The 21,245-nt window shown below is 55.2% G+C and carries 22 protein-coding genes and 4 tRNA genes; 8 read left to right on the top strand and 18 right to left on the bottom strand.

From position 1 onward, the window contains the following. Positions 1-290 precede the first annotated feature (290 nt). From rplL to ACXAF0_RS14270, 10 genes are all read right to left on the bottom strand, one after another. Positions 291-668: a 50S ribosomal protein L7/L12 gene (rplL, locus tag ACXAF0_RS14225; protein ID WP_475346519.1), complete on the bottom strand. Its 378-nt coding sequence runs from the start codon at positions 666-668 to the stop codon at positions 291-293. A 55-nt stretch (positions 669-723) separates the two neighbouring features. Beyond that, positions 724-1,242: a 50S ribosomal protein L10 gene (rplJ, locus tag ACXAF0_RS14230; RefSeq protein WP_475346520.1), complete on the bottom strand. Its 519-nt coding sequence runs from the start codon at positions 1,240-1,242 to the stop codon at positions 724-726. Positions 1,243-1,522: 280 nt separating this feature from the next. Next, on the bottom strand, positions 1,523-2,221 hold the full coding sequence (gene rplA / locus ACXAF0_RS14235) for a 50S ribosomal protein L1 (protein ID WP_475346521.1): 699 nt from the start codon (positions 2,219-2,221) through the stop codon (positions 1,523-1,525). A gap of 4 nt (positions 2,222-2,225) precedes the next feature. Continuing rightward, positions 2,226-2,654, bottom strand: a complete 429-nt coding sequence (rplK, locus tag ACXAF0_RS14240; protein ID WP_475346522.1) for a 50S ribosomal protein L11 — start codon at positions 2,652-2,654, stop codon at positions 2,226-2,228. Between the two features lie 105 nt (positions 2,655-2,759). Beyond that, positions 2,760-3,290, bottom strand: a complete 531-nt coding sequence (nusG, locus tag ACXAF0_RS14245; protein ID WP_033068684.1) for a transcription termination/antitermination protein NusG — start codon at positions 3,288-3,290, stop codon at positions 2,760-2,762. A 3-nt stretch (positions 3,291-3,293) separates the two neighbouring features. Further along, the gene (secE, locus tag ACXAF0_RS14250; protein WP_022734396.1) at positions 3,294-3,491 is read right to left on the bottom strand and encodes a preprotein translocase subunit SecE; all 198 of its coding nucleotides are present in this window, start codon (positions 3,489-3,491) and stop codon (positions 3,294-3,296) included. A 50-nt stretch (positions 3,492-3,541) separates the two neighbouring features. Further along, a tRNA-Trp gene (locus ACXAF0_RS14255) sits at positions 3,542-3,617 on the bottom strand. A gap of 131 nt (positions 3,618-3,748) precedes the next feature. Further along, a complete protein-coding gene (tuf, locus tag ACXAF0_RS14260; protein WP_475346515.1) occupies positions 3,749-4,939 on the bottom strand; it encodes an elongation factor Tu in 1,191 nt (396 codons plus the stop codon). Between the two features lie 82 nt (positions 4,940-5,021). Continuing rightward, positions 5,022-5,095 (bottom strand) — tRNA-Gly (locus ACXAF0_RS14265). A 36-nt stretch (positions 5,096-5,131) separates the two neighbouring features. Beyond that, positions 5,132-5,216 (bottom strand) — tRNA-Tyr (locus ACXAF0_RS14270). Between the two features lie 206 nt (positions 5,217-5,422). Here ACXAF0_RS14270 and rlmB point away from each other — a divergent pair. After that, the gene (gene rlmB / locus ACXAF0_RS14275; protein WP_475346523.1) at positions 5,423-6,295 is read left to right on the top strand and encodes a 23S rRNA (guanosine(2251)-2'-O)-methyltransferase RlmB; all 873 of its coding nucleotides are present in this window, start codon (positions 5,423-5,425) and stop codon (positions 6,293-6,295) included. Positions 6,296-6,404: 109 nt separating this feature from the next. After that, positions 6,405-6,481 (top strand) — tRNA-Thr (locus tag ACXAF0_RS14280). 64 nt (positions 6,482-6,545) lie between these two features. Here the strand turns inward: ACXAF0_RS14280 and ACXAF0_RS14285 are convergent. From ACXAF0_RS14285 to ACXAF0_RS14315, 7 genes are all read right to left on the bottom strand, one after another. Next, entirely contained in the window at positions 6,546-7,430 is an 885-nt protein-coding gene (locus tag ACXAF0_RS14285) for an isocitrate lyase/PEP mutase family protein (RefSeq protein ID WP_475346524.1), read from the bottom strand. Positions 7,431-7,436: 6 nt separating this feature from the next. Beyond that, positions 7,437-8,708: a TRAP transporter large permease gene (locus ACXAF0_RS14290; RefSeq protein ID WP_475346525.1), complete on the bottom strand. Its 1,272-nt coding sequence runs from the start codon at positions 8,706-8,708 to the stop codon at positions 7,437-7,439. Beyond that, complete coding sequence (locus ACXAF0_RS14295; RefSeq protein ID WP_475346526.1) at positions 8,705-9,193, bottom strand: TRAP transporter small permease; 489 nt, start codon at positions 9,191-9,193, stop codon at positions 8,705-8,707. The genes ACXAF0_RS14290 and ACXAF0_RS14295 overlap by 4 nt, the downstream gene beginning before the upstream one ends. Positions 9,194-9,366: 173 nt before the next feature. After that, positions 9,367-10,356, bottom strand: a complete 990-nt coding sequence (locus tag ACXAF0_RS14300) for a TRAP transporter substrate-binding protein (protein WP_475346527.1) — start codon at positions 10,354-10,356, stop codon at positions 9,367-9,369. Between the two features lie 302 nt (positions 10,357-10,658). Next, the gene (locus ACXAF0_RS14305) at positions 10,659-11,213 is read right to left on the bottom strand and encodes an N-acetyltransferase family protein (RefSeq protein WP_475346528.1); all 555 of its coding nucleotides are present in this window, start codon (positions 11,211-11,213) and stop codon (positions 10,659-10,661) included. Between the two features lie 14 nt (positions 11,214-11,227). Continuing rightward, on the bottom strand, positions 11,228-11,782 hold the full coding sequence (locus ACXAF0_RS14310) for a helix-turn-helix domain-containing protein (protein ID WP_475346529.1): 555 nt from the start codon (positions 11,780-11,782) through the stop codon (positions 11,228-11,230). Between the two features lie 105 nt (positions 11,783-11,887). After that, positions 11,888-12,322 carry a RidA family protein gene (locus ACXAF0_RS14315; RefSeq protein WP_475346530.1) on the bottom strand — a complete coding sequence of 145 codons (435 nt, stop codon included), beginning with the start codon at positions 12,320-12,322 and terminating at the stop codon, positions 11,888-11,890. A gap of 143 nt (positions 12,323-12,465) precedes the next feature. Here ACXAF0_RS14315 and ACXAF0_RS14320 point away from each other — a divergent pair, with 143 nt between their 5' ends. Continuing rightward, positions 12,466-13,068, top strand: coding sequence for a TetR/AcrR family transcriptional regulator (locus ACXAF0_RS14320; RefSeq protein ID WP_475346531.1), 603 nt, complete (start codon positions 12,466-12,468; stop codon positions 13,066-13,068). 74 nt (positions 13,069-13,142) lie between these two features. Here ACXAF0_RS14320 and ACXAF0_RS14325 read toward each other — a convergent pair whose 3' ends face one another. Next, positions 13,143-13,487 carry a rhodanese-like domain-containing protein gene (locus ACXAF0_RS14325; RefSeq protein ID WP_475346532.1) on the bottom strand — a complete coding sequence of 115 codons (345 nt, stop codon included), beginning with the start codon at positions 13,485-13,487 and terminating at the stop codon, positions 13,143-13,145. A 614-nt stretch (positions 13,488-14,101) separates the two neighbouring features. Here ACXAF0_RS14325 and ACXAF0_RS14330 point away from each other — a divergent pair. The 5 genes from ACXAF0_RS14330 (at position 14,102) to ACXAF0_RS14350 (ending at position 21,237) form a co-directional block, all read left to right on the top strand. Next, positions 14,102-16,045, top strand: a complete 1,944-nt coding sequence (locus ACXAF0_RS14330) for a PrkA family serine protein kinase (protein WP_475346533.1) — start codon at positions 14,102-14,104, stop codon at positions 16,043-16,045. 174 nt (positions 16,046-16,219) lie between these two features. Further along, positions 16,220-17,557, top strand: a complete 1,338-nt coding sequence (locus ACXAF0_RS14335) for a YeaH/YhbH family protein (protein ID WP_475346534.1) — start codon at positions 16,220-16,222, stop codon at positions 17,555-17,557. Further along, entirely contained in the window at positions 17,554-19,125 is a 1,572-nt protein-coding gene (locus ACXAF0_RS14340; RefSeq protein ID WP_475346535.1) for a SpoVR family protein, read from the top strand. The genes ACXAF0_RS14335 and ACXAF0_RS14340 overlap by 4 nt, the downstream gene beginning before the upstream one ends. A gap of 298 nt (positions 19,126-19,423) precedes the next feature. Beyond that, positions 19,424-20,377, top strand: coding sequence for an ABC transporter permease (locus ACXAF0_RS14345; RefSeq protein ID WP_475346536.1), 954 nt, complete (start codon positions 19,424-19,426; stop codon positions 20,375-20,377). Further along, the gene (locus ACXAF0_RS14350) at positions 20,377-21,237 is read left to right on the top strand and encodes an ABC transporter permease (protein ID WP_475346537.1); all 861 of its coding nucleotides are present in this window, start codon (positions 20,377-20,379) and stop codon (positions 21,235-21,237) included. The genes ACXAF0_RS14345 and ACXAF0_RS14350 overlap by 1 nt, the downstream gene beginning before the upstream one ends. Positions 21,238-21,245: the final 8 nt, after the last annotated feature.

The following is a 21,245-nucleotide window of genomic DNA, read 5'->3' on the forward strand; positions in this document are numbered from 1 at the left end:
GCACAACGACGCCCGAGCCCCGTACGGGGCGGGCGTTCACTTGATTATGACCGTGGATGTTATTTGACATCCAACTTGATTGAGATCACTGATCCCTCGGCTGTCGACGCCGTCAAAGATAACCTCTGACCTAAACGGCCTTACGTTATGTACGATTACCTTTGGCAGCGTCAACCGTTAAATTCCTGTTCGCGCCGCTGTACCCACCTGACCCGATTGCCGGGAAGCACAGAGACGGAAGGGTCGGCGCCCAGAGGACGCCGACCCAGACCTTGGCAAGAAGCCGTCGATTACTTGAGTTCGACGGTTGCGCCGGCTTCTTCCAGCTTCTTCTTGATTTCTTCGGCTTCGTCCTTAGCAGCGCCTTCTTTGACGGCTTTCGGAGCGCCTTCAACCAGTTCTTTGGCTTCTTTGAGGCCAAGACCGGTGATGCCGCGGACTTCTTTGATGACGTTGATTTTCTTGTCACCAGCAGAGGTCAGAACGACGTCAAATTCGGTTTTTTCTTCAGCGGCATCGCCACCGGCAGCAGCGCCACCAGCAGCAGCAACAGCTACCGGAGCAGCGGCGGAAACGCCCCACTCTTCTTCGAGAAGTTTGGAAAGTTCTGCAGCTTCAAGAACGGTGAGCTTCGAAAGCTCTTCAACGAGTGCCTTAAGATCGGCCATTTTACTATACTCCTAGGCTTGAACTTAGATATCTGGGATATCTGATTAGTTTGGTTTACGCGGCTTCGCCTTTGTCGGCATATGCCTTCAGCACCTGGGCGATCTGGCCCGCCGGCTTGGAGGTCAGCGTAGCGATACGCTGTGCCGGGGTCTGGATCATACCCACCAGCTTGCCACGAAGTTCGTCCAGCGACGGCAGTTCTGCCAGAGCTTTAACGCCCTGCTCATCCAGAACCTGTTCGCCGATAGCACCAGCGACAAGCACGAGCTTCTCGTTGGATTTTGCGAACTTCGAAGCTACTTTCGCGACCGAAGCCGGATCGGCGGAATAGCCAATCGCGGTCGGGCCAGTGAAGTAGTCTGCAAGACCAGCAAATTTGGTGCCTTCCAGAGCAAGTCGCGTAAGCCGGTTTTTGGTGACCTTGAAGCCCGCACCAGCTTCACGCATCTGTGCACGAAGAGCGGTAATTTCAGCAACCGTCAGACCCTTATACTGGGTGATGACGACGCCTTCCGCACCTTCGAACACTTCGCGCATTTCTGCTACGAACTGTTGTTTTTCATCGCGGTTCACTTTTAGTCTCCGACATTGCTTATTGCCCTGAACCCCACAAGGAGGTTCACAGACGCGACCAGTCCTTTCGAACCGGTCTGTTACGCCCGTCCGTTTGCCAGATGTTCAAGCCTTGTGTGAATCCCCGATGGGGAAAACCTAAGAACCGGAACCTCTGCCTATGCAGGGAATTAAGAGTGGCAAATCCCACTCACCTGCAGTCTGGGACAGACAGGTAGAGAGGGCACGGTGCCCTCTCCGGTCCTGACCGATCCGAAGACCGGTCAGAATTCGAAAATTCTTACTTCGAAGCGATGTCTGCAATCGACAGCTTGACGCCAGCACCCATGGTGGAGCTCAGCGCTGCACGCTCAAGGTAGGTCCCTTTTGCGCCAGTCGGTTTTGCTTTAACGATCGCGTTTACGAATGCTTTTGCATTCTCAAGGATCTGCTCTTCGCTGAACGATGCCTTGCCGATACCTGCATGAACGATACCGTTTTTCTCGGCGCGGAACTGGACCTGGCCAGCTTTGGCATCGGAAACGGCGGTCGCAACATCCATGGTGACGGTGCCGAGTTTCGGGTTCGGCATCAGGCCGCGCGGGCCGAGTACCTTACCGAGACGGCCGACAACAGCCATCATGTCCGGGGTTGCAATAACGCGATCATAGTTCAGATCGCCTTTCTGCATTGCTTCCATCAGGTCTTCGGCACCAACAGCGTCTGCACCAGCTTTCTGGGCTTCTTCTGCTTTGGCGTCTTTTGCGAAGACAGCAACGCGCATGGTTTTACCGGTACCATGCGGCAGGGAAACAACACCACGGACCATCTGGTCAGCGTGACGCGGATCAACACCAAGGTTCATGGCCATTTCGATGGTTTCATCGAATTTGGCTTTCGCACCTTCTTTGACGAGCTTCACAGCAGCTGCGAGTTCGTACTGGGTGTTACGGTCGATGCCCTCATAGGCCTGGGCAAGGCGTTTACCAGTCTTGGCCATCGTCTTACTCCACAACCTCGAGACCCATCGCACGGGCAGAGCCCTCGATCATTGCCATCGCGCCATCAACGTCAAATGCGTTGAGGTCAGCCATCTTGGCTTCTGCGATTTCTTTGACCTGTGCTTTGGTTACTTTACCAACATAGCCTTTACCGGTGGTACCGGAACCCTTGGCGATGCCTGCTGCCTTTTTCAGGAAGTAGGATGCCGGCGGGGTCTTGTGGATAAAGGAGAAGGAACGGTCGGAATAAACGGTGATGACGACCGGAATCGGCATACCAGGTTCCATCTGCTGGGTCGCTGCGTTGAACGCCTTGCAGAATTCCATGATATTCACGCCGCGCTGACCAAGAGCCGGGCCGACAGGCGGCGACGGATTGGCTTTGCCGGCGGGAATCTGCAGCTTAAGATAGCCGTCGATTTTCTTCGCCATTAGAGTACCTCTTAAAGAAGCGCGCGGTCCGGCCATGACTGACCTCCCGCGCCTTGATTGCTGCCTGCGTATACAGGCAGCGACTTAAATTTTCAAGATCGCTTTTTAAAGCTTCTCGACCTGGGTGTATTCCAGCTCGACCGGAGTTGAACGACCGAAGATCGAAACAGACACCTTCAGGCGTGCACGTTCTTCATCAACCCCTTCGACGATACCGTTAAACGATGCAAACGGACCGTCGGAAACGCGAACTTCCTCGCCAATATCGAATGCGATGGTCGGCTTCGGACGATCAACACCTTCCTGCACCTGATGCAGAATGTGCTGAGCTTCCTTTTCGGAAATCGGCATCGGCTTGCCACGGCTGCCGAGGAAATCGGTAACCTTGGCGGTGTTCTTGACCAGATGCCAGCTTTCGTCGGTGAGATCCATCTTCAGCAGGACATAGCCCGGGAAAAACTTCCGCTCGGCATTGACCTTGGTGCCGCGACGCATCTCGACAGTTTCTTCGGTCGGAACCAGGACCTCTTCGATTTCGCCCTCAAGACCTTTCTTGATGGACTGCTCGCGGATCGACTGGGCGACCTTTTTCTCAAAACCGGAGTGAACGTGCAAAACGTACCAGCGATGCGCCATGACTTAACCCCCAACACCAAAGACCAGCTTAACACCCCATGCGAGGAGCTGATCGACAACAAAGAAGAAAACAGACGCAAGAGCAACCATTACGAATACCATAATGGTCGAAACAGTCGTTTCCTTACGGGACGGCCACGAGACTTTTTTCGCCTCGGTGCGAACCTGCTGTACGAATTGTGCTGGCGACGTTTTAGCCATTGTCGGGGTTACACCGCTTTCTAATGCTTTATTTCACAACCCGGAAAAAGTGGCAGGAGAGGAGGGACTCGAACCCCCGACACTCGGTTTTGGAGACCGATGCTCTACCAACTGAGCTACACTCCTACAAGGCATCAGAAAGTTGAAAAGCTTATCTTCTTTCTGACTAAATCCCGCCCGGGTGGCGGGGTGTGCGGGCGGGTTATAGCCGCCCGCACATCCAAGATCAAGCACTCAATCGTGCAAAATCTCAAAAATTATTCGATGATTTTCGCAACAACGCCCGCGCCGACGGTACGACCGCCTTCACGGATTGCGAAACGCAGACCTTCGTCCATTGCGATCGGTGCAATGAGGGTTGCGGTCATCTGAACGTTGTCGCCCGGCATAACCATTTCCGTGCCTGCCGGAAGCTCGATCGAACCGGTTACGTCAGTCGTACGGAAGTAGAACTGCGGACGGTAGTTCGAGAAGAACGGCGTATGACGGCCACCTTCATCCTTGTTCAGGATGTAGGCTTCTGCTTCGAATTTGGTGTGCGGGGTGATCGAGCCAACGTGTGCCAGAACCTGGCCACGCTCGACGTCTTCACGCTTGGTACCACGCAGCAGCGCGCCAATGTTGTCGCCAGCTTCGCCCTGGTCGAGCAGCTTGCGGAACATTTCAACGCCGGTAACGGTGGTTTTAACGGTGTCTTTGATGCCGACGATTTCGATTTCTTCGCCAACTTTGACAACACCGGTTTCAACACGACCGGTCACAACCGTACCACGACCAGAGATCGAGAACACGTCTTCGATCGGCATCAGGAACGGCTTGTCTTTCGGACGATCCGGAGCCGGGATGTAGTCATCAACAGCAGCCATCAGTTCGAGGATAGCATTTTTGCCGATTTCGTCATCGCGACCTTCCAGAGCAGCAAGAGCCGAGCCCTTGATGATCGGAATATCGTCACCCGGGAAGTCGTAGGACGACAGAAGTTCACGGATTTCCATTTCGACGAGCTCGAGAAGCTCTTCGTCATCGACCTGGTCAACTTTGTTCATGAAGACGACGAGAGCCGGAACGCCAACCTGACGCGCAAGCAGAATGTGCTCACGGGTCTGCGGCATCGGGCCATCAGCAGCCGAAACGACGAGGATACCGCCGTCCATCTGTGCCGCACCAGTGATCATGTTCTTAACATAGTCAGCGTGGCCCGGGCAGTCGACGTGTGCGTAGTGACGGTTCTCGGTCTCATACTCAACGTGCGCCGTCGAGATCGTGATACCACGAGCTTTCTCTTCCGGTGCTTTGTCGATGTCGTTGTAGTCCTGGAACGAAGCGCCACCGGCTTCTGCCAGAACTTTGGTGATTGCTGCGGTCAGCGTGGTTTTACCGTGGTCAACGTGGCCGACGGTGCCTACGTTAACGTGCGGTTTTGTACGCTCAAACTTTTCCTTGGCCATTGCCCTCAGATCCTAATTATCCGAACCAAAAAAACACGTAGAAACCCACCGCACGAGCCGACGGGTTGCATCATAATAATATTGGAGCGGGTGAAGGGAATCGAACCCTCGTCGTAAGCTTGGAAGGCTTCTGCTCTACCATTGAGCTACACCCGCATATTTCTAGTGCGAGCTCTCGCGAGGGCGAGAGAATGGTGGAGGGGGCAGGATTCGAACCTGCGTAGACTAAGTCGGCGGATTTACAGTCCGCTGCATTTGACCGCTCTGCCACCCCTCCATCAGGGTCGTAACGCCATCCGGGTTTGACCCCGGCCTCGTTGCGGCGAGGGAGGGAATACGGCGAAGGCCCCTCCCCTGTCAACAGCAAAAAAAGCACGAAATCGTATTTCCTTTCCTATATGTTCCCCAAGTTTCGCAGATCAGGCGAAGCAAACTGCATTAGGTCCCCTACGTATTCCCCAAGGCCCGGAGGTTTCCGCCATTATGTCGCGTCGCAATAAATCCCGTTCAGGAAATCGTCATCACGGCGATGGTGCGCCCGATGCGCTCCCGCAAGGCGATGAAAACCGCGAAGGCAATTCGCGCCGCGGACGAAAACGCGGTCGTGACGGTGGGGGATCGGGGGGCAATTCGCGCCTGATTCTTTTCGGGCGTCACCCGGTGATGATGGCAATTGCCAATCCGCAGCGCACGATTCACAAAATCTGGGCCACCGAAAACACCCGCGATGAGGTCATGGCCGCCCTCGCCGATGCCGATCGCAGCGACATCGCCGTAGATTCGGCCGGACGCACCGACCTTGATGAAATGCTGCCACCGGGCACCGTGCATCAGGGCATGGCGATGCATTGCGCGCCCCTGCCCCAGCTTTCGGTCGAGGAACTGATTGCCGATCATCGCGATTCTGAGCAATGCACGGTCTTGATCCTTGATCAGGTGACCGACCCGCACAATGTCGGCGCGATCCTGCGCAGTGCGGCCGCCTTTGGCGCATCCGCCGTTATTGTGCCGGATCGTCACGCGCCGCCGGAAACCGGTGTTCTGGCCAAATCGGCCAGTGGCGCGCTTGAGACCGTGCCCTATATCCATGCCGGGAACCTCAACCAAACGCTTGATAAGCTTAAGGGCGCGCATTTCTGGCTGGCGGGGATGGATGGTTATGCCACACAAACACTGGCCGAGGCCAAGCTTGGCGGACGTGTGGGCATTGTCATGGGATCGGAGGGCGAAGGATTGCGGCGTTTGACGCGTGAAAGCTGTGACTTTCTGGTCAAGCTTCCGATGTCGGATCGCATCGAAAGCCTCAATGTTTCCAATGCGGCTGCGGTCGCGCTTTACGAGCTCTATCGCAAGTAGGTCGCAGCCCGCAAACACGGGCGTTTAAGGGGTTTTCACGGGATGTAAATTTCCCTGCTGCAAACTCTTGCATTCATGGGCAGCCCGGATTATGTTTCGCGCCGCTCACGCCGGCATAGCTATAATTGGTAGAGCAGCTGATTTGTAATCAGAAGGTTGGGAGTTCGAGTCTCTCTGCCGGCACCATTAAAGAAAACCCCGCAGCCCATGGCTTGCGGGGTTTTCTTTTGGCTGTTTGGCGGTCTTCGCCCTACCCGTCGCGGCGCGAGGAGGCATAGCGTTCCGACACCTCGTAATAGTCATCAAAGCCGATGCGTTGGCGCAGGTCCGCCCAGCTCATCAGTTTGTCGTCACGCGGCTGGCCGTGCTTCATGGTTTGCAAGCATTCGACCATTGCCTTCATGGCTGCTGCCATGAGCGAGAGCGGATAAGCCGCGATCTGATAGCCGATTCCCTTGAGTTCTTCGGGCGAAAGATCGGGGGTTTCGCCGCCCTCGACGATGTTGGCCATCTTGGGGCCGGGCAGTTCGGCACAAACCGTGCGCATTTCATCGACCGATTTCGGGGCTTCGACAAACAGGATGTCGGCACCGAGTTCCTTGAATTTTGCCGCACGTTCAATTGCCTCGGACAGGCCATGCTGATGCCGCGCATCGGTGCGGGCGAGTATCAGGATATCTGCCCCGGCTTCACGGGCATCGACCGCGGCCTTGATGCGGTCAAAGGCCTCATCACGACCAACGACTTCCTTGCCCTTGGTATGGCCGCAGCGTTTGGGGGCCAGCTGATCTTCGATCATGACAGCCGAACAGCCCGCCTTGGCAAAGCCGGTGACGGTACGCCTTACATTCATGGCGTTGCCATAGCCGGTATCGCCATCGCCGATCACAGGGATGGAGACAGCATCGGTAATGTTGCTGGCCTGATCAAGGACCTCGCCATAGGACATCAGGCCGAGATCAGGTTCGCCAATCCGCGCGGCTGAGGTGGCAAATCCCGACATGAAGGTCAGGCCGAATCCCTCCTGCTCGATCAGTTTGGCGGAAAGCGCATCAAAGCAGCAGGGCATGGTAATCAGATCCCCCGTGGCAAGCAGGGCACGCAGGGCATCGGCAGGTGATTTTGCGTTGGTCATCGGTCTTTACAGCTTGAAGGGAATATAAAGGGCGAGATCGTGCCACAGATACAAAATCGCGGCACAAACAAACATCAGGGTCAGGAACGGCGCAACACCGCGGGCCACTTCGCCCAGCCGGGCCTTGGCGACCGATTGAATGACATAGAGGTTAAGCCCGACAGGCGGCGTGATCAGGGCACATTCGACCATGATCACCATATAGACGCCAAACCAGATCGGATCGAATCCAAGGGCAAGGGCGGCAGGCAAGAGTACCGGCGTCATGATGAGCACCATGGAAAGCGCTTCGAACACCAATCCCATGACCAGAAGCACGGCGGTCACGATCAGGATAAAGCCAAGTTCGGTATCGACCCCTTGCGTGATCATCACCGAAATATCCTGTGGGATGCGATAAAGCGTGATCGCCTTGCCGAACACCTTGGCCCCGGCAATGATCAGAATGATCGCAACCGTGGTCGCCATACTGTCAAACACCGCCTTTTTCAGCGCGTCCCATGTCAGGACCCGCATGATCGGGCCGGTAATAAGCAGCGCTGCGGCAAAGCCGATGGCGGCGGCCTCGGTCGGGGTGAAGGCCCCGGAATAGATGCCGGAAATAATCAAAACCGCCAGCACAACCGATGGCAGGGCGCGGATGGTAGCGTGTTTGCGTTCTGTCCAGCCCTTTTTGGGTTCCAGCTCCTGCCCGCCCATGCGGGCATAGATCATCGAGAAGATGATAAAGAACAGCAAAAGCGCGATGCCCGGGCCAATCCCGGCCAGGAACAGCGCGATCACGGATTCTTCGGTGACAAAGCCGTAAATGATCATCGGGATCGACGGCGGGATCAGGATACCAAGCGTTCCGCCTGCGGCCAGCAAGCCATAGACAAACCGCTTGTTATAGCCGCGATTGATCATTTCCGGGATGGCTACCGTGCCAATGGTCGCGGCTGTTGCGACCGAGGATCCGGAAATGGCGGCGAACACACCACATGACAGGATGGTCGCCACCGCAAGCCCGCCCGGCCAATGACCGACCCAGGCACTGACCGCAGCAAACAGGTCATTGCCGACACCCGCACGCAGCAGGATGTTGGACATCAAAAGGAAAAGCGGCACGGCCAGAAGAATAAAGCCATCAAGCGTAGACAGGACCGCCTGCGGGGCCATCAGTGGTGAAAATCCGCCAAGCAACAGCATAGCAAGCCCAAGCCCGCCAAGGGCAAAGGCGACCGGCACACGCATCAAAAGCAGCGAGAACATCGCAGCCAGAGTCAGGACAATCGTCATTCGTGTGCCCCTTTCGGAATATCCTTGCCACGCGCAAGACCGATGATTTCAATCACCGCCTGAATGGCAAGCAGGGCAAAGCCGATGGCAACCGGCAGTTCAGCAATCCATGCCGGAAGATCAAGCATGGTGCCGCTGGTGCGCCCGCGTTCGAAACTTTCATAGAAAATTTCCCAGCCCTTGATGGTCACCATCACCGAAAAGGCCAGAATGCAGGCCATGGCGATGATTTCGACAAGGCGCTGGACCTTGGGGGCGAGAAGCCGGGTCACCGCATCCACCGAAATATGGCGACGCGCCGACAGCGCCCAGGGCATGCCCAAAAGCGATCCCCAGATCAGACACAGCTGTGAAAGCTCCGCCGCCCAGATGGTCGGTCGCACGAAGAAATAGCGTGCCAGCACTTCGTAGGTCAGCATGCAGCCCGCCAGTACGAACAGGATGGCCGCGACCCACGCAAGAATAAGCGTTAATCGATCAAACATGTTTTAAACAGTGCATGTTGGAAGACGGAAAGCCATCACCGCGACGGGACAAATACACACGCAGTCCGCGGTGATGACGACAGATCAAATCAGGATAAAGTACCTATGACGCCCCGGTCGGCGTCCATGCGCTTTCGCGGCACATGGCACCCGACCGATGAACATCAAACGATCTAGAATTTCTGGGCGGCGTCGAAGACCTGTTTGCCAAGATCACCGGCTTCTTCCAGGAAGGAGTCATAAACCGGCTGGGCTACGGCACGCCATTTGACCAGTTCTTCGTCTGTCGGTTTATAGACAGTCATGCCTGCTTCTTCAGAGGCGGCGTAGGCCGCTGCCTCGATCTCGGTCATGCGATTGCGTACATCAGCCTCGGCATTCATCGCTGCGGTGTTGATGATGTCGCGCTGTTCATCGGTCAACCCGTTCCAGAAGTCAGTGTTGACGACAACAATGAACTCGATATCGGCATGGTTGGTCACGGTGATGTTGTCCATGACTTCCCAAAGCTGGCGGGATTTGACACCGGAAACACCGGTCATGCCGATATCAACCGTACCACGCTGATAGGCGATATACTGTTCGGAACCGGAAATCAGTGTTGGTGCCCCACCCGCGGCGACCGTGAAGTCCCCCAGCGTCTTGCCAAACACGCGTACCTTTTTGCCTTCCATGTCGGCCGGGCCGTGCAACGGGGCGTCCTTGGACAGCATGATCGCCCCACCATAAGCCTGCCACCAGAGAACCGTGGATCCGGTTTCGGAAATTGCGGCATCAAGCGGACCGCGTACCGGGGAATCCTTGGCCACAGCCTTGCGAACCTTTTCTTCGGAATCAAAGACAAACGGCTGATAGAAAATATCGACTGCCGGGACATCACCAACATAACGGGTCAGCGACGCGACACCCATTTCAATCGCACCAGATCCCACCGCTGCCGGGACTTCCTTGTCCTTGTAGAGCTGGGCTGAGTCGTATATCTCGACTTCGATATCGCCGTTTGATTTTTCCTCGACCTCGTTCTTGAACATCAACAGGTTCTGACCGAGGTGGCTTTTCATCGGCAATTGCAGGGAAATACGCAATGTCAGGTCTGCGGCCTGAACGGTGCCGGAAAATCCGACAGCTGCCATCAATGCGGCAGCAAGGGCAAATTTCTTCATGATGGACGTCCTCCGAGAATTTTTATTCTGTTTCTTGCGTCAGGACGGCAAGGATGCGCCCATTTTTCGGCGCGGTTCAACATGTTTTGACTACGGCGAAACCCTGATCCCCCATATCTTGATGCGGCGCACATAGAGGCCGAACACTAGGGTAAAAAGACATTGCGAATACCAGCGTCCATATGATTACGGCACTGCAATAATTAAATTTAATTGAGCAAGAGTCAGTCAAAGACCGATTCTGGCATGCCAGAACGCCCACTCTGAATACAACTCCGAGAATCGTACAAGGTTTCAAACCACTATCTGATGATGCGCTTATACATCACGGTCGTGGCACTAAGCTTTTCTGAGTCCGGATCGCGGGCGAAATCGGGAATGACGCCCGTCGTCTCGAACCCAAGCGCGGTGTAAAGCACCTCGGCACTGTCGCCGGTGCGGGTATCAAGGGTCAGAAGAGTTCGACCAAGATCACGCGCACGGGTTTCGGCAGCTTGCATCAGCAATCTGGCAATGCCGCGCCGGCGGCAATCCGGGCGGACCATCAGTTTGCTGATATCGCCGCGATGGGCCTGATTGGGCATGGTATCGTAATCAAGCTGCACCGTGCCGACCACCCGGTCCCCATCAAGGGCGGCAAACAGGATGCGCTTTCCCCCCTTAAGCGCCGGGATGGTTTTATCGCGCCAGAAGGCCGCCGCCTCGCTTAGCGGGAAAGGGGCGACAAAGCCGATGCTCGCACCATCATGGACGCAGGCATGAAGCATGTCGGCGAACTGATCCAGACGGGCTGTAAGCTCATTAGCATCAAGGGTGACAATTTCGAGATCGGGTTTTGCGTGCGGGTTCGACGTCATGAGGGTTCTTTCGGTTAGTCGATGATAAACAGATGGTACTTCGCCCCCTGATCCGGTGGTGTCTGAAAAACGTTGCCACCGCGCAATTGATAGCGCAGGCAATCGCCTGCCCGCAGGTGATGGGTTCGGCCATCGATCTGCATGGCAAGCGCGCCTTCGAGCATCACCAGATGATGTTCCAGCCCATCGCGCGGCGATCCGTCATATTCAATGCGCTGACCCGGACCAATTTCGACTTCGATCACCTCGCCCGATAGCTGCTTTGATGTCGGGGAAACCAGCCGCCTTTGATAGCCGGTGCCGGGATCGGTCCAGATTTCCTGATCATCGCGTGCGACCAGCGGAGCAAAATCATCTTCGACCATTTGCATCAGACGCGACAGGGTCACGCCAAAGGCAACACAGAGTTTGCCCAGCACGCTTGCCGTCGGGCTGACTTCACCCTTTTCGATGCGCGACAGGCTGGCGCGACTGACCGCACTTTTCTGTGCCAGTTCATCGAGTGACCAGCCGCGTTCTGCACGCAGATCGGCCAGGCGATGGGCCAGTCGGGTTTCTATTTCGTCCATTGCAAACTCCACGAATCTCTTATTTGGGATAATTTCCCGTTTATGAGAATTCGTCAAGATGGAAAAACCGGCCCCGTGGTCTGCACAGGCCGGTTCCCCGTTTAATCAAGGCATTATCCCCCGAAGGATACCGTCCCAGGCGTTGCCTGCCGGGATTCGGGCAACGACTTTGATCTCGAAATCGAAGCCGGGAAGCCAATTGACGCCAACGGCTGTCCAGTTGGGATAAGGCGCCTGATCAAAGACAGCCCCCTTCACCGCCATGATGTCGTCGAACTGGTTTTCCGGGTCGGTGTGAAAGGTGGTGACGTCAATGATGTCATCAAAGCTGCTATCCGCAGCCTTGAGGATCGCGTCGAGGTTCTCAAAGGCAAGCGCGACCTGCTTTTTGAAATCCGGTTCGGGGGAGCCATCTTCGCGGCTGCCGACCTGGCCTGAGACAAACAGCAGGTCGCCGGATCGAATGGCCGGGGAATAACCATGCGCCTCATACAGCGCATGGCGGTTGGGCGGGTAAACGGGTTGGTTTGCGAGGGCCATGAAGACCTCCTTGTTTGGGGAAAATCAGCGGAGTGGTGTTTTGAGCTCAATTCAGATACGCTGCGTATGTGAAGACAGATATATTTACATACGTCTCGTATGTCAATTCGCATACATGACGTATGTTAAATTCGGAGTGCCTGATGGCTGCCAAGACGCGCGCTGAAAAAATGGAACAAACCCGCCTCAAACTGATCTCAGCAGGCCGCAAGGCCTTTGCCGAGAAGGGTTATGCGGATGCCTCGATGGATGAGTTGACCGCCACAGCCGATCTGACGCGCGGCGCGCTGTATCACAATTTCGGGGACAAGCGCGGCTTGCTGGCGGCTGTGGTGGATGAGGTTGATTCGGCCATGGCGCAAAAGGCCAAGGATGCCGGGGATGCTGCGGGGGGTGGCTGGAACGGATTGATGGCCGAGGGCCGGACCTATGTCGAACTGGCCCTTGATCCAGAAATCCAGCGGATCGTGCTGCGGGATGGTCCGGCCTTTCTCGGGGATCCATCGCAATGGCCCAGTCAGAACCGCTGTTTGCAGGCAACGATCAAAACACTGACAGAACTGGCCGATCAAGGGGCGATCAAACCGGTCGATATCGAGGCGCTGGCAAGGTTGCTAAATGGTGTTGCGATGAATGCCGCCCTTTGGGTCGCGGCAAGTGACGATCCGCAAGACACGCTTCGCAAGGCGATCGCCGCGTTTGAAATTCTTGCCGCCGGTGTGTTGGTGACACCTGATGACAAATGATGTCTGCTTAACTGTGTGCTGAATGCGTGGGTGCCGGGATCACATTCCGACCCCTGCCCCGTCATCAAAATAGGTCAGGCTTCATCAGTACCTTCAAGATCAAAACCAGCACGGGTCCAGCTTTGAATGCCGCCCTTAAGGTTGCTGACGGCGCAATCGACATGTTGCACAACGGCGTTGGCCGCGCCAAAGGAGCGCTGACCGACCGAACAGACAAAGACCAGTTCGGTGTCACTTTCATCGGTGAGATCGACAAGAGCCGGGATATCGAAGTTCGAAGTCGGGATATTGATCGCGGTTTCGATATGGCCGGTTGCGAATTCTTCGGCCTCGCGGACATCAATGACGGTGACGGCTTCTTCGCCGATCAGACGATCAAGTTCATGCGGTTCGATAAACTGTACGGTTTCGTCGCTCATTACGATGTCCTTTGGGTGCCGTTTTGGGCCCGATCCTGTTTGCCCGTGATAGCGCCGAGCCCGCCTATTACGCAAATGCAAAATAATTTTGATCCAGCACTCTGACCAAAAAGCGGCACCAACACTGGACTGGCGGTCACTTAGATGTGATCGAGGCCACATAATTTTCGGCTCTTCGACTTAAGCATCGTCTTGCGAAATCAGTTCCTTATTCCCACGTCTGAAGAACAGGGCAATTTGCCTTGGCAGGCTCAAAGGTCATTTTGATTTTCATTCGACAGAAGCCTGCCCCGACATATTCAATGTCGACTTATTGGTCGCCGCAACGGGACCCCAAAAAGTCTGATCAAGACTGCAAAACGGCATACAGGCCGCAACTGCACAATCGAATTTTCACACGTTTGGCACGATCTGCCAGAGATTAATCGTGAACGCCTTTTGTTAATGCATGACCGTCTGGCAACGTCCCACCGCAGGAGACATGCCGACGTCGCCGAAACAAGGTCGGGCATTTCGCGCCCCGTAAAAGACAGAACGCATCATTGCGCAAGAACAGGAATGAAACAGGAAACACAAGTTTGACAGTGCGATAACGTTTGAAAGGAGACCGCGCCATGGCTGAGAAGGATATCTTCGAGCTGTATGCGGAAGGCTATGACGGAAAGCAGGAAACTGAACTGACCATCCGCGACTACCTTAATCTGTGTCGCGAAGACCCGACTGCCTATGCCTCTGCTGCTGAACGCATGATTACTGCGATTGGTGAACCGGAACTGATCGACACCTCGACAGATTCCCGACTTGGCCGCATCTTCCTGAACCGGACCATCAAACGTTATCCCGCCTTTGCCGATTTCTTTGGCATGGAAGAAACCATCGAGCGCATTGTCGGCTTCTTCAAATACGCCGCCCAAGGTCTTGAGGAACGCAAACAGGTTCTTTATCTGCTGGGTCCGGTTGGCGGCGGTAAAAGTTCGCTTGCCGAACGGCTCAAGGAATTGATGGAACGTGAACCGATTTATGTCCTTAAGGCCGGTGATGAAATCAGCCCGGTCTTTGAAAGTCCGCTTGGTCTGTTTAACCCGGCCAAGATGGGGGACGCGATTGAAGACAAATACCGCATTCCCAAACGCCGTCTGACCGGGCTTATGTCGCCCTGGGCGGTCAAGCGCCTTGACGAGTTTGGCGGGGATTTGACCAAGTTTTCGGTCGTCAAATTGATCCCGTCGCGCCTGCGTCAGATCGCAATTGCCAAAACCGAACCCGGGGATGAAAACAATCAGGATATCTCGTCGCTGGTTGGTAAGGTAGATATCCGCAAGCTCGAATATTTCAGCCAGAATGATCCGGATGCCTATAGCTATTCTGGGGGGCTGAACCGGGCCAATCAGGGGCTTCTTGAATTTGTCGAGATGTTCAAGGCGCCGATCAAGATGCTGCATCCGTTGCTGACCGCGACACAGGAAAGCAACTATATTGGCACGGAAAACCTTGGCGCCATTCCGTTCCAGGGTCTGATCCTGGCCCACTCCAACGAAGCCGAGTGGCAAAGCTTCAAGGCCAACAAGAATAACGAGGCCTTCATTGACCGCATTTCCGTGATCAAGGTGCCCTATTGTCTGCGGGTGACGGAAGAAACCATGATCTACGACAAGCTGTTGCAGGGATCGGAGCTTGAACACGGGTCGTGTGCGCCCGGCACGCTCAAGATGCTGGCACAATTTTCGGTTTTGTCACGCCTGCAGGAACATGAAAACTCCAATCTTTATTCCAAGATGCGGGTCTATGACGGCGAGACATTGAAGGATGTCGATCCCAAGGCGAAATCCATGCAGGAATACCGCGACACCGCCGGTGTCGACGAAGGCATGGATGGCATTTCGACCCGCTTTGCCTTCAAGGTTCTCTCGGAAACCTTTAACCATGACACGCATGAAGTTGCCGCCGATCCGGTGCATCTGATGTATGTGATGGAACAGGCCATCCGGCGTGAGCAATACCCCGAAGAACGTGAAAAGGCCTATATGGACTTTATCAAGTCCGAACTGGCCCCGCGCTATGCCGAGTTTATCGGGGCGGAAATCCAGAAGGCTTATCTCGAAAGCTATTCCGATTACGGTCAGAACCTGTTTGATCGGTATGTCGCCTATGCCGATGCCTGGATCGAGGATCAGGATTTCAAGGATCCCGATACCGGTCAACTTCTTGATCGCAAGATCATTGATCAGGAACTTTCGAAAATCGAGAAGCCGGCGGGCATCGCCAATCCCAAGGATTTCCGCAACGAGGTCGTCAAATTTGCCCTGCGGGCGCGTGCCAATAACAAGGGCAAGAACCCGGCATGGACATCCTATGAGAAACTGCGCGATGTGATCGAAAAACGCATGTTCAGTCAGGTCGAGGACCTGCTGCCGGTGATTTCGTTCGGCTCGAAAAAGGACAGCGAGACCGAGAAGAAACACAACGAGTTCGTCAAACGCATGATCGATCGCAAATATACCGAACGTCAGACCCGCCGTCTGGTCGAATGGTACATGCGTGTCAACAAGGCCGGTTAAGCCTCCCCCTGTCTTTCCCGGCCCGACCGGGCGGCTTCGTCCCTTGTCCGCCCGGTTACTTCTTCGCCGCTGGATGTGGCTTTGGTCCATCACCCAATGTCACATCCAGCGGGCATTCAAGGCGCAAGCGACCTGCACAACGCGCTTTTGAACCGTGCAAGGATGTGACTGCCCATGCTTTATATTGTGGATCGCCGCAAGAACCCGACCGGCAAAAGTCTTGGCAACCGGCAACGTTTCATGCGCCGCGCCAAGGCCCAGATAAAAAAGGCGGTTGAAAACACCATCCGGTCGCGCGGCATTACCGATATCTCCAGCGGCGATCAGATCACCATTCCCGGCAAGACGTTAAAGGAACCGGGTTTCCACCACCAAGGTCGTGGCGGCAACCGCAACTATGTCCTGCCCGGCAACAAGAAGTTTGTTCAGGGTGATCGCATTGCCCGCCCGCAAGGCGGCGATAATGGGTCGGGCGGATCACAGGCCAGCCCCGACGGTGAAGGTGAAGATGAATTCCAGTTCACCCTGACCCGTGACGAGTTTCTGGATGTCTTCTTTGAAGATCTGGAATTGCCCGACCTTTTGAAAAAAAGCCTGAAGCAGACCACCGCCTTTCGCACAGCACGTGCAGGCTTTTCGGTTGAGGGCACACCATCCAACCTCAGCCTTGTGCGCACCATGCGCAATTCATTGGCACGGCGCATCGGGCTCAGGCGCCCGAAAACGGCCGAGGTCCGTGAACTTGAAGAAACGATATCCGCCCTGCAGTCCAAGGCGGAAAAGCGCCCGAATGGCAAACTGACCAAAGCCGATGATGAAACCCTTCATACCCTGCTGGCCGATCTCGAAGAAGCCAAACGTCGGATGAAGGCGATCCCGTTCATTGATCCGATTGATACCCGCTATAACCAGTTTCAACAGATCCCCGATCCCAACACACAGGCGGTGATGTTCTGTCTGATGGATGTATCGGGATCGATGTCTGAACAGATGAAGGAACTGGCCAAGCGGTTCTTCATGCTGCTGCATCTTTTCCTGCATCGCAAATACGAGCATGTCGAGGTGGTGTTTATCCGCCATACATCGCGCGCGGCCGAGGTCGATGAGGAAACCTTTTTCTATTCGCGCGAAACCGGCGGCACGATTGTTTCCACCGCGTTAGAGGAAATGAAAAAGGTGCTGGCGGATCGCTATCCCACTGATCAGTGGAACATTTATGCCGCCCAGGCATCGGACGGGGATAACTATTCCAATGACGGTGCGACATGCACAGCCCTTCTGGCCGAGGACCTTTTGCCGAAATGCCAGTATTACGCCTATATCGAAATCACTGATGAGCGCGAGGCCGAGATCTTCGCCGCCGCCGAAGGCGAAACCGCCCTTTGGAAGGCTTATGCCCCGATTGCCCGTGACAATCCGCAATTCGCCCTGAAACGGGTGACAAAGGCCGCGGATATTTTCCCGGTCTTCAGGGAACTGTTTGCCAAAAACCGTGCGGAGGCCAAGCTATGAGCAGCAAGACCAAATCCGCCGAGAAACTGCTTTTCACCAGTGCCGATTGGGATTTCGAGACGTTGAAAGCGACCTATGACGCGATTGAGAATATTGCGATCAACGAGCTCAAGCTTGATGTCTATCCCAACCAGGTCGAGGTGATCACATCCGAGCAGATGCTGGATGCCTATTCATCGATTGGCATGCCGCTGATGTATCATCATTGGTCGTTTGGCAAACGCTTCGTGCGGGACGATGTCATGTATCGCAAGGGCTATCAGGGATTGGCCTATGAGATCGTGATCAATTCCAACCCATGCATTTCCTATGTGATGGAAGAAAACACCATCGTCATGCAGGCCTTGGTGATGGCCCATGCGGCATTCGGCCATAATCACTTTTTCAAGAATAACTATCTGTTTAAGCAATGGACGGATGCCGACGGTATTCTTGATTACCTGCAATTTGCCAAACGCTATATCGCCAAGTGCGAGGACAGATATGGCTTTGATGCGGTTGAACGCATTCTGGATGCCGCGCACGCCCTGATGGATCAGGGGGTTAATCGCTATTCCCGACCAGAAAAACCCAATCTTGCTGCGGAGCTGGAGCGCGAACGCGAACGCGCCAAGTATGAAGACGAGACCTATAACGATCTGTGGCGCACCCTGCCCCAGCCCGATCCCGGTGATCAGGACATGGATGAGCTCAAACGCAAAATGCGGGTGGAGGAACGCCGCGTGCAGTTTGGCCTGCCCGAAGAAAACCTGCTTTATTTCCTCGAAAAGAACGCCCCGTCGCTTCAGGCGTGGGAGCGCGAAATTCTGCGCATCGTGCGTAATGTCGGACAGTATTTCTATCCGCAGAAACAGACAAAGGTGATGAATGAAGGCTGCGCGTGCTATGTGCATTACGCCATCATGAACAGCCTGTATGACAAGGGCCTGATTTCCGAGGGCGCTATGATGGAATTCATCGATTACCATTCCCGCGTGGTGTTTCAGGCCGAATATGACGATCAACGCTATTCGGGCTTTAATCCCTATGCGCTTGGCTTTGCCATGATGCAGGACATCCACCGCATCTGTGTTGATCCGACCGAGGAAGACCATAAATGGTTCCCCGATATCGCGGGCAACAATGAACCGGCTGAAACGCTTAAGGAAGCGTGGGCGCATTACCGCGATGAAAGCTTCATCCTGCAGTTCCTGTCACCCAAACTGATGCGCGATATGCGGATGTTCATGATCAATGATCACAGCACGACCCCGCATCTCGAAGTGGCGGCCATCCATGACGATAACGGTTATCGCAAGGTGCGCCGGTCCCTGGCCCGGATGCATGACATTTCAGTGCGCGAACCCGACATGCAGGTGGTTGATGTGGATATCCGTGGCAACCGCCAACTTTACATCCAGCATACCGAGCATGAAGGCATCCGCCTAGAGAAGTCCGAGGCGGAAATGACGCTGGGCTATATCGGGCAATTGTGGGGGTATGGCGTGACATTGCAGGCCGTCGATTACGAAAGCGGCGAAATCCTGCATGAAATGAATTACCAGCCCGAAGACCTGGCCGGGAATTGATCACCTTCACCAGCACATTCTGGCAATACCGAACGGCCTAGCGGCAAGCGTGCAATCAGCGCGCGAATCCCGGCTCGATTCCACCCCTTTTGCACAGTTCGCTCCCTCTTTTGCGCGCAAAAATACAACCAGCGCGTGCTTAAGACAAATCTTCAGCATGCCATGGTGGGCGAATTTCATGCTGAACCCTCTATTGTGAAATTAAGAACTAAAATCAGTTGCATGGATGAAATAGGAATGATTATTACTTTCGAATGCCATGACACATCGCAACTGATCCCTTCCGGTTCAAACCGGAATGAAAGACCGTTTTATGGTTTCGCGCGTGACTGCACGCATAACCCATGCCCTGATCTTGCTGTTCATCGTTTCGGTGATCGGCTTTGCGCTGTTGCGGCTCATGCCCGGCGACTTTGCCGAGATCCTTCTGATGGCACAGATGGATGGCACCCTGCCCGATGCCGATCAGGTGGCGCGCTATGCCGATCAGAACGGTCTGAATGATCCCCTGCCCCAACAATACCTGCGTTGGCTTTTTGCCCTTTTGCAGGGGGACCTTGGCACGTCCTTTATCACCGATGAGCCGATCATAAGCGACATTACGCTCCGTATGGGGCAGTCGCTTTTGCTGGCTGTGCTGTCGATGTCACTGGCTCTGATCATTGCTGTGCCGATCGGTATCGTCTGTGCGCGCTATCCCGGCAGCCGGATTGATCGCATTGCCGGCATGATCAGTGTCATTGGCATGTCGATCCCGAATTTCTGGTACTCGCTGCTTCTCGCCCTTCTGTTTTCGCTTGTGCTGGGTTGGCTTCCGACCGGCGGGCATGGCACATGGGCACATGCGGTCCTGCCGACATTGGTGATTGCGACCTCGATCGCAGGCGTCCTGTCGCGTTATGTGCGGGGCAGCCTGCTTGAAGAACTTTCCAAACCCTATATCCGCACCGCCAAGGCCAAGGGGCTGAGCCGCCTGCGCACCGTTCTGCGCCATGCGGTGCCCAATACCGCGCCCGGCATCCTGACCTTTTCGGGCATGCAGTTCGCCCGGATTTTCGATGGCATGATTATTGTTGAAACCCTGTTTGCCTGGCCGGGGCTGGGTCGGTTTCTGGTGGAATCACTTTTGAACCGGGATTACCCGGCCATTCAGGCCTGCTTCCTGTTGATTGCGGGCAGTTACATTCTGGTCAATCTGATCGTTGATTTGAGCATTGCCTTTTACGATCCCCGCACCCGGGAGATCGTGTGATGCAGATGGAAAAAATGTCATTTACCGGGGGTAAGCTGTTTCATGCCGGACGCCGGGTTTTCCGTGGTTATGTTCTGGTGATGGCGCTGGTGATCCTTGCGGTTTTGATCCTGCCGTTCTTTGCGCCCAATGATCCCTACAAGACGCAGTTCCTGTTCCGACTTCAGCCGCCAAGTTTTGATTATCCGCTTGGCACCGATGCGCTGGGACGGTGTGTTTTATCGCGCCTGATGTATGGCGCGCGCCTGACCACTGCCGCGGCCCTTGCGGTTGTGATTTCGGCATCTGTAATCGGCAGTCTGATCGGCACCCTTGCCGGGATGGTCGGCGGCATTATTGACCGGGCCATCATGCGGTTTTGCGAAGGCATATCGGTTTTCCCGGCCCTTGCCATTTGCATGATTATTGCCGGGACATTGGGGCTTGGTCTTCAGGCGGTGATCATTGCGCTCATTACCGTGCACTGGACCGACTATGCCCGGGTTGTACGCAATGCGGTGATTGTCGAGCGGACCAAACCCTATGTGATGGCGGCCGAGGCCCTTGGTGCCCGCCACCACCGCATCGCACATCGTCATATTTTTCCGAACATCATCGGCCCGCTTCTCACCCTTGCGGCCTATTCCATGTCCTGGGCGATCCTGGCTTTTGCAGGATTGAGCTTTTTGGGACTGGGTGTCGAACCCGGCACGCCGGAATGGGGCCTGATGATTGCTGAATCGCGCAATTACCTGCGCGATCACCCTCGCCTGGTGCTTGCACCGGGCCTGACCATTGCGACGTTTGTCGTCGCGGTCAATCTGCTCGGAGACATGTTGGGAGACCGTTTCCGGCTTCGTCAGATCAACTACCTTCACTAGATGGACAG

The sequence above is a fragment of the Thalassospira sp. ABD4_177 genome (assembly GCF_056160125.1).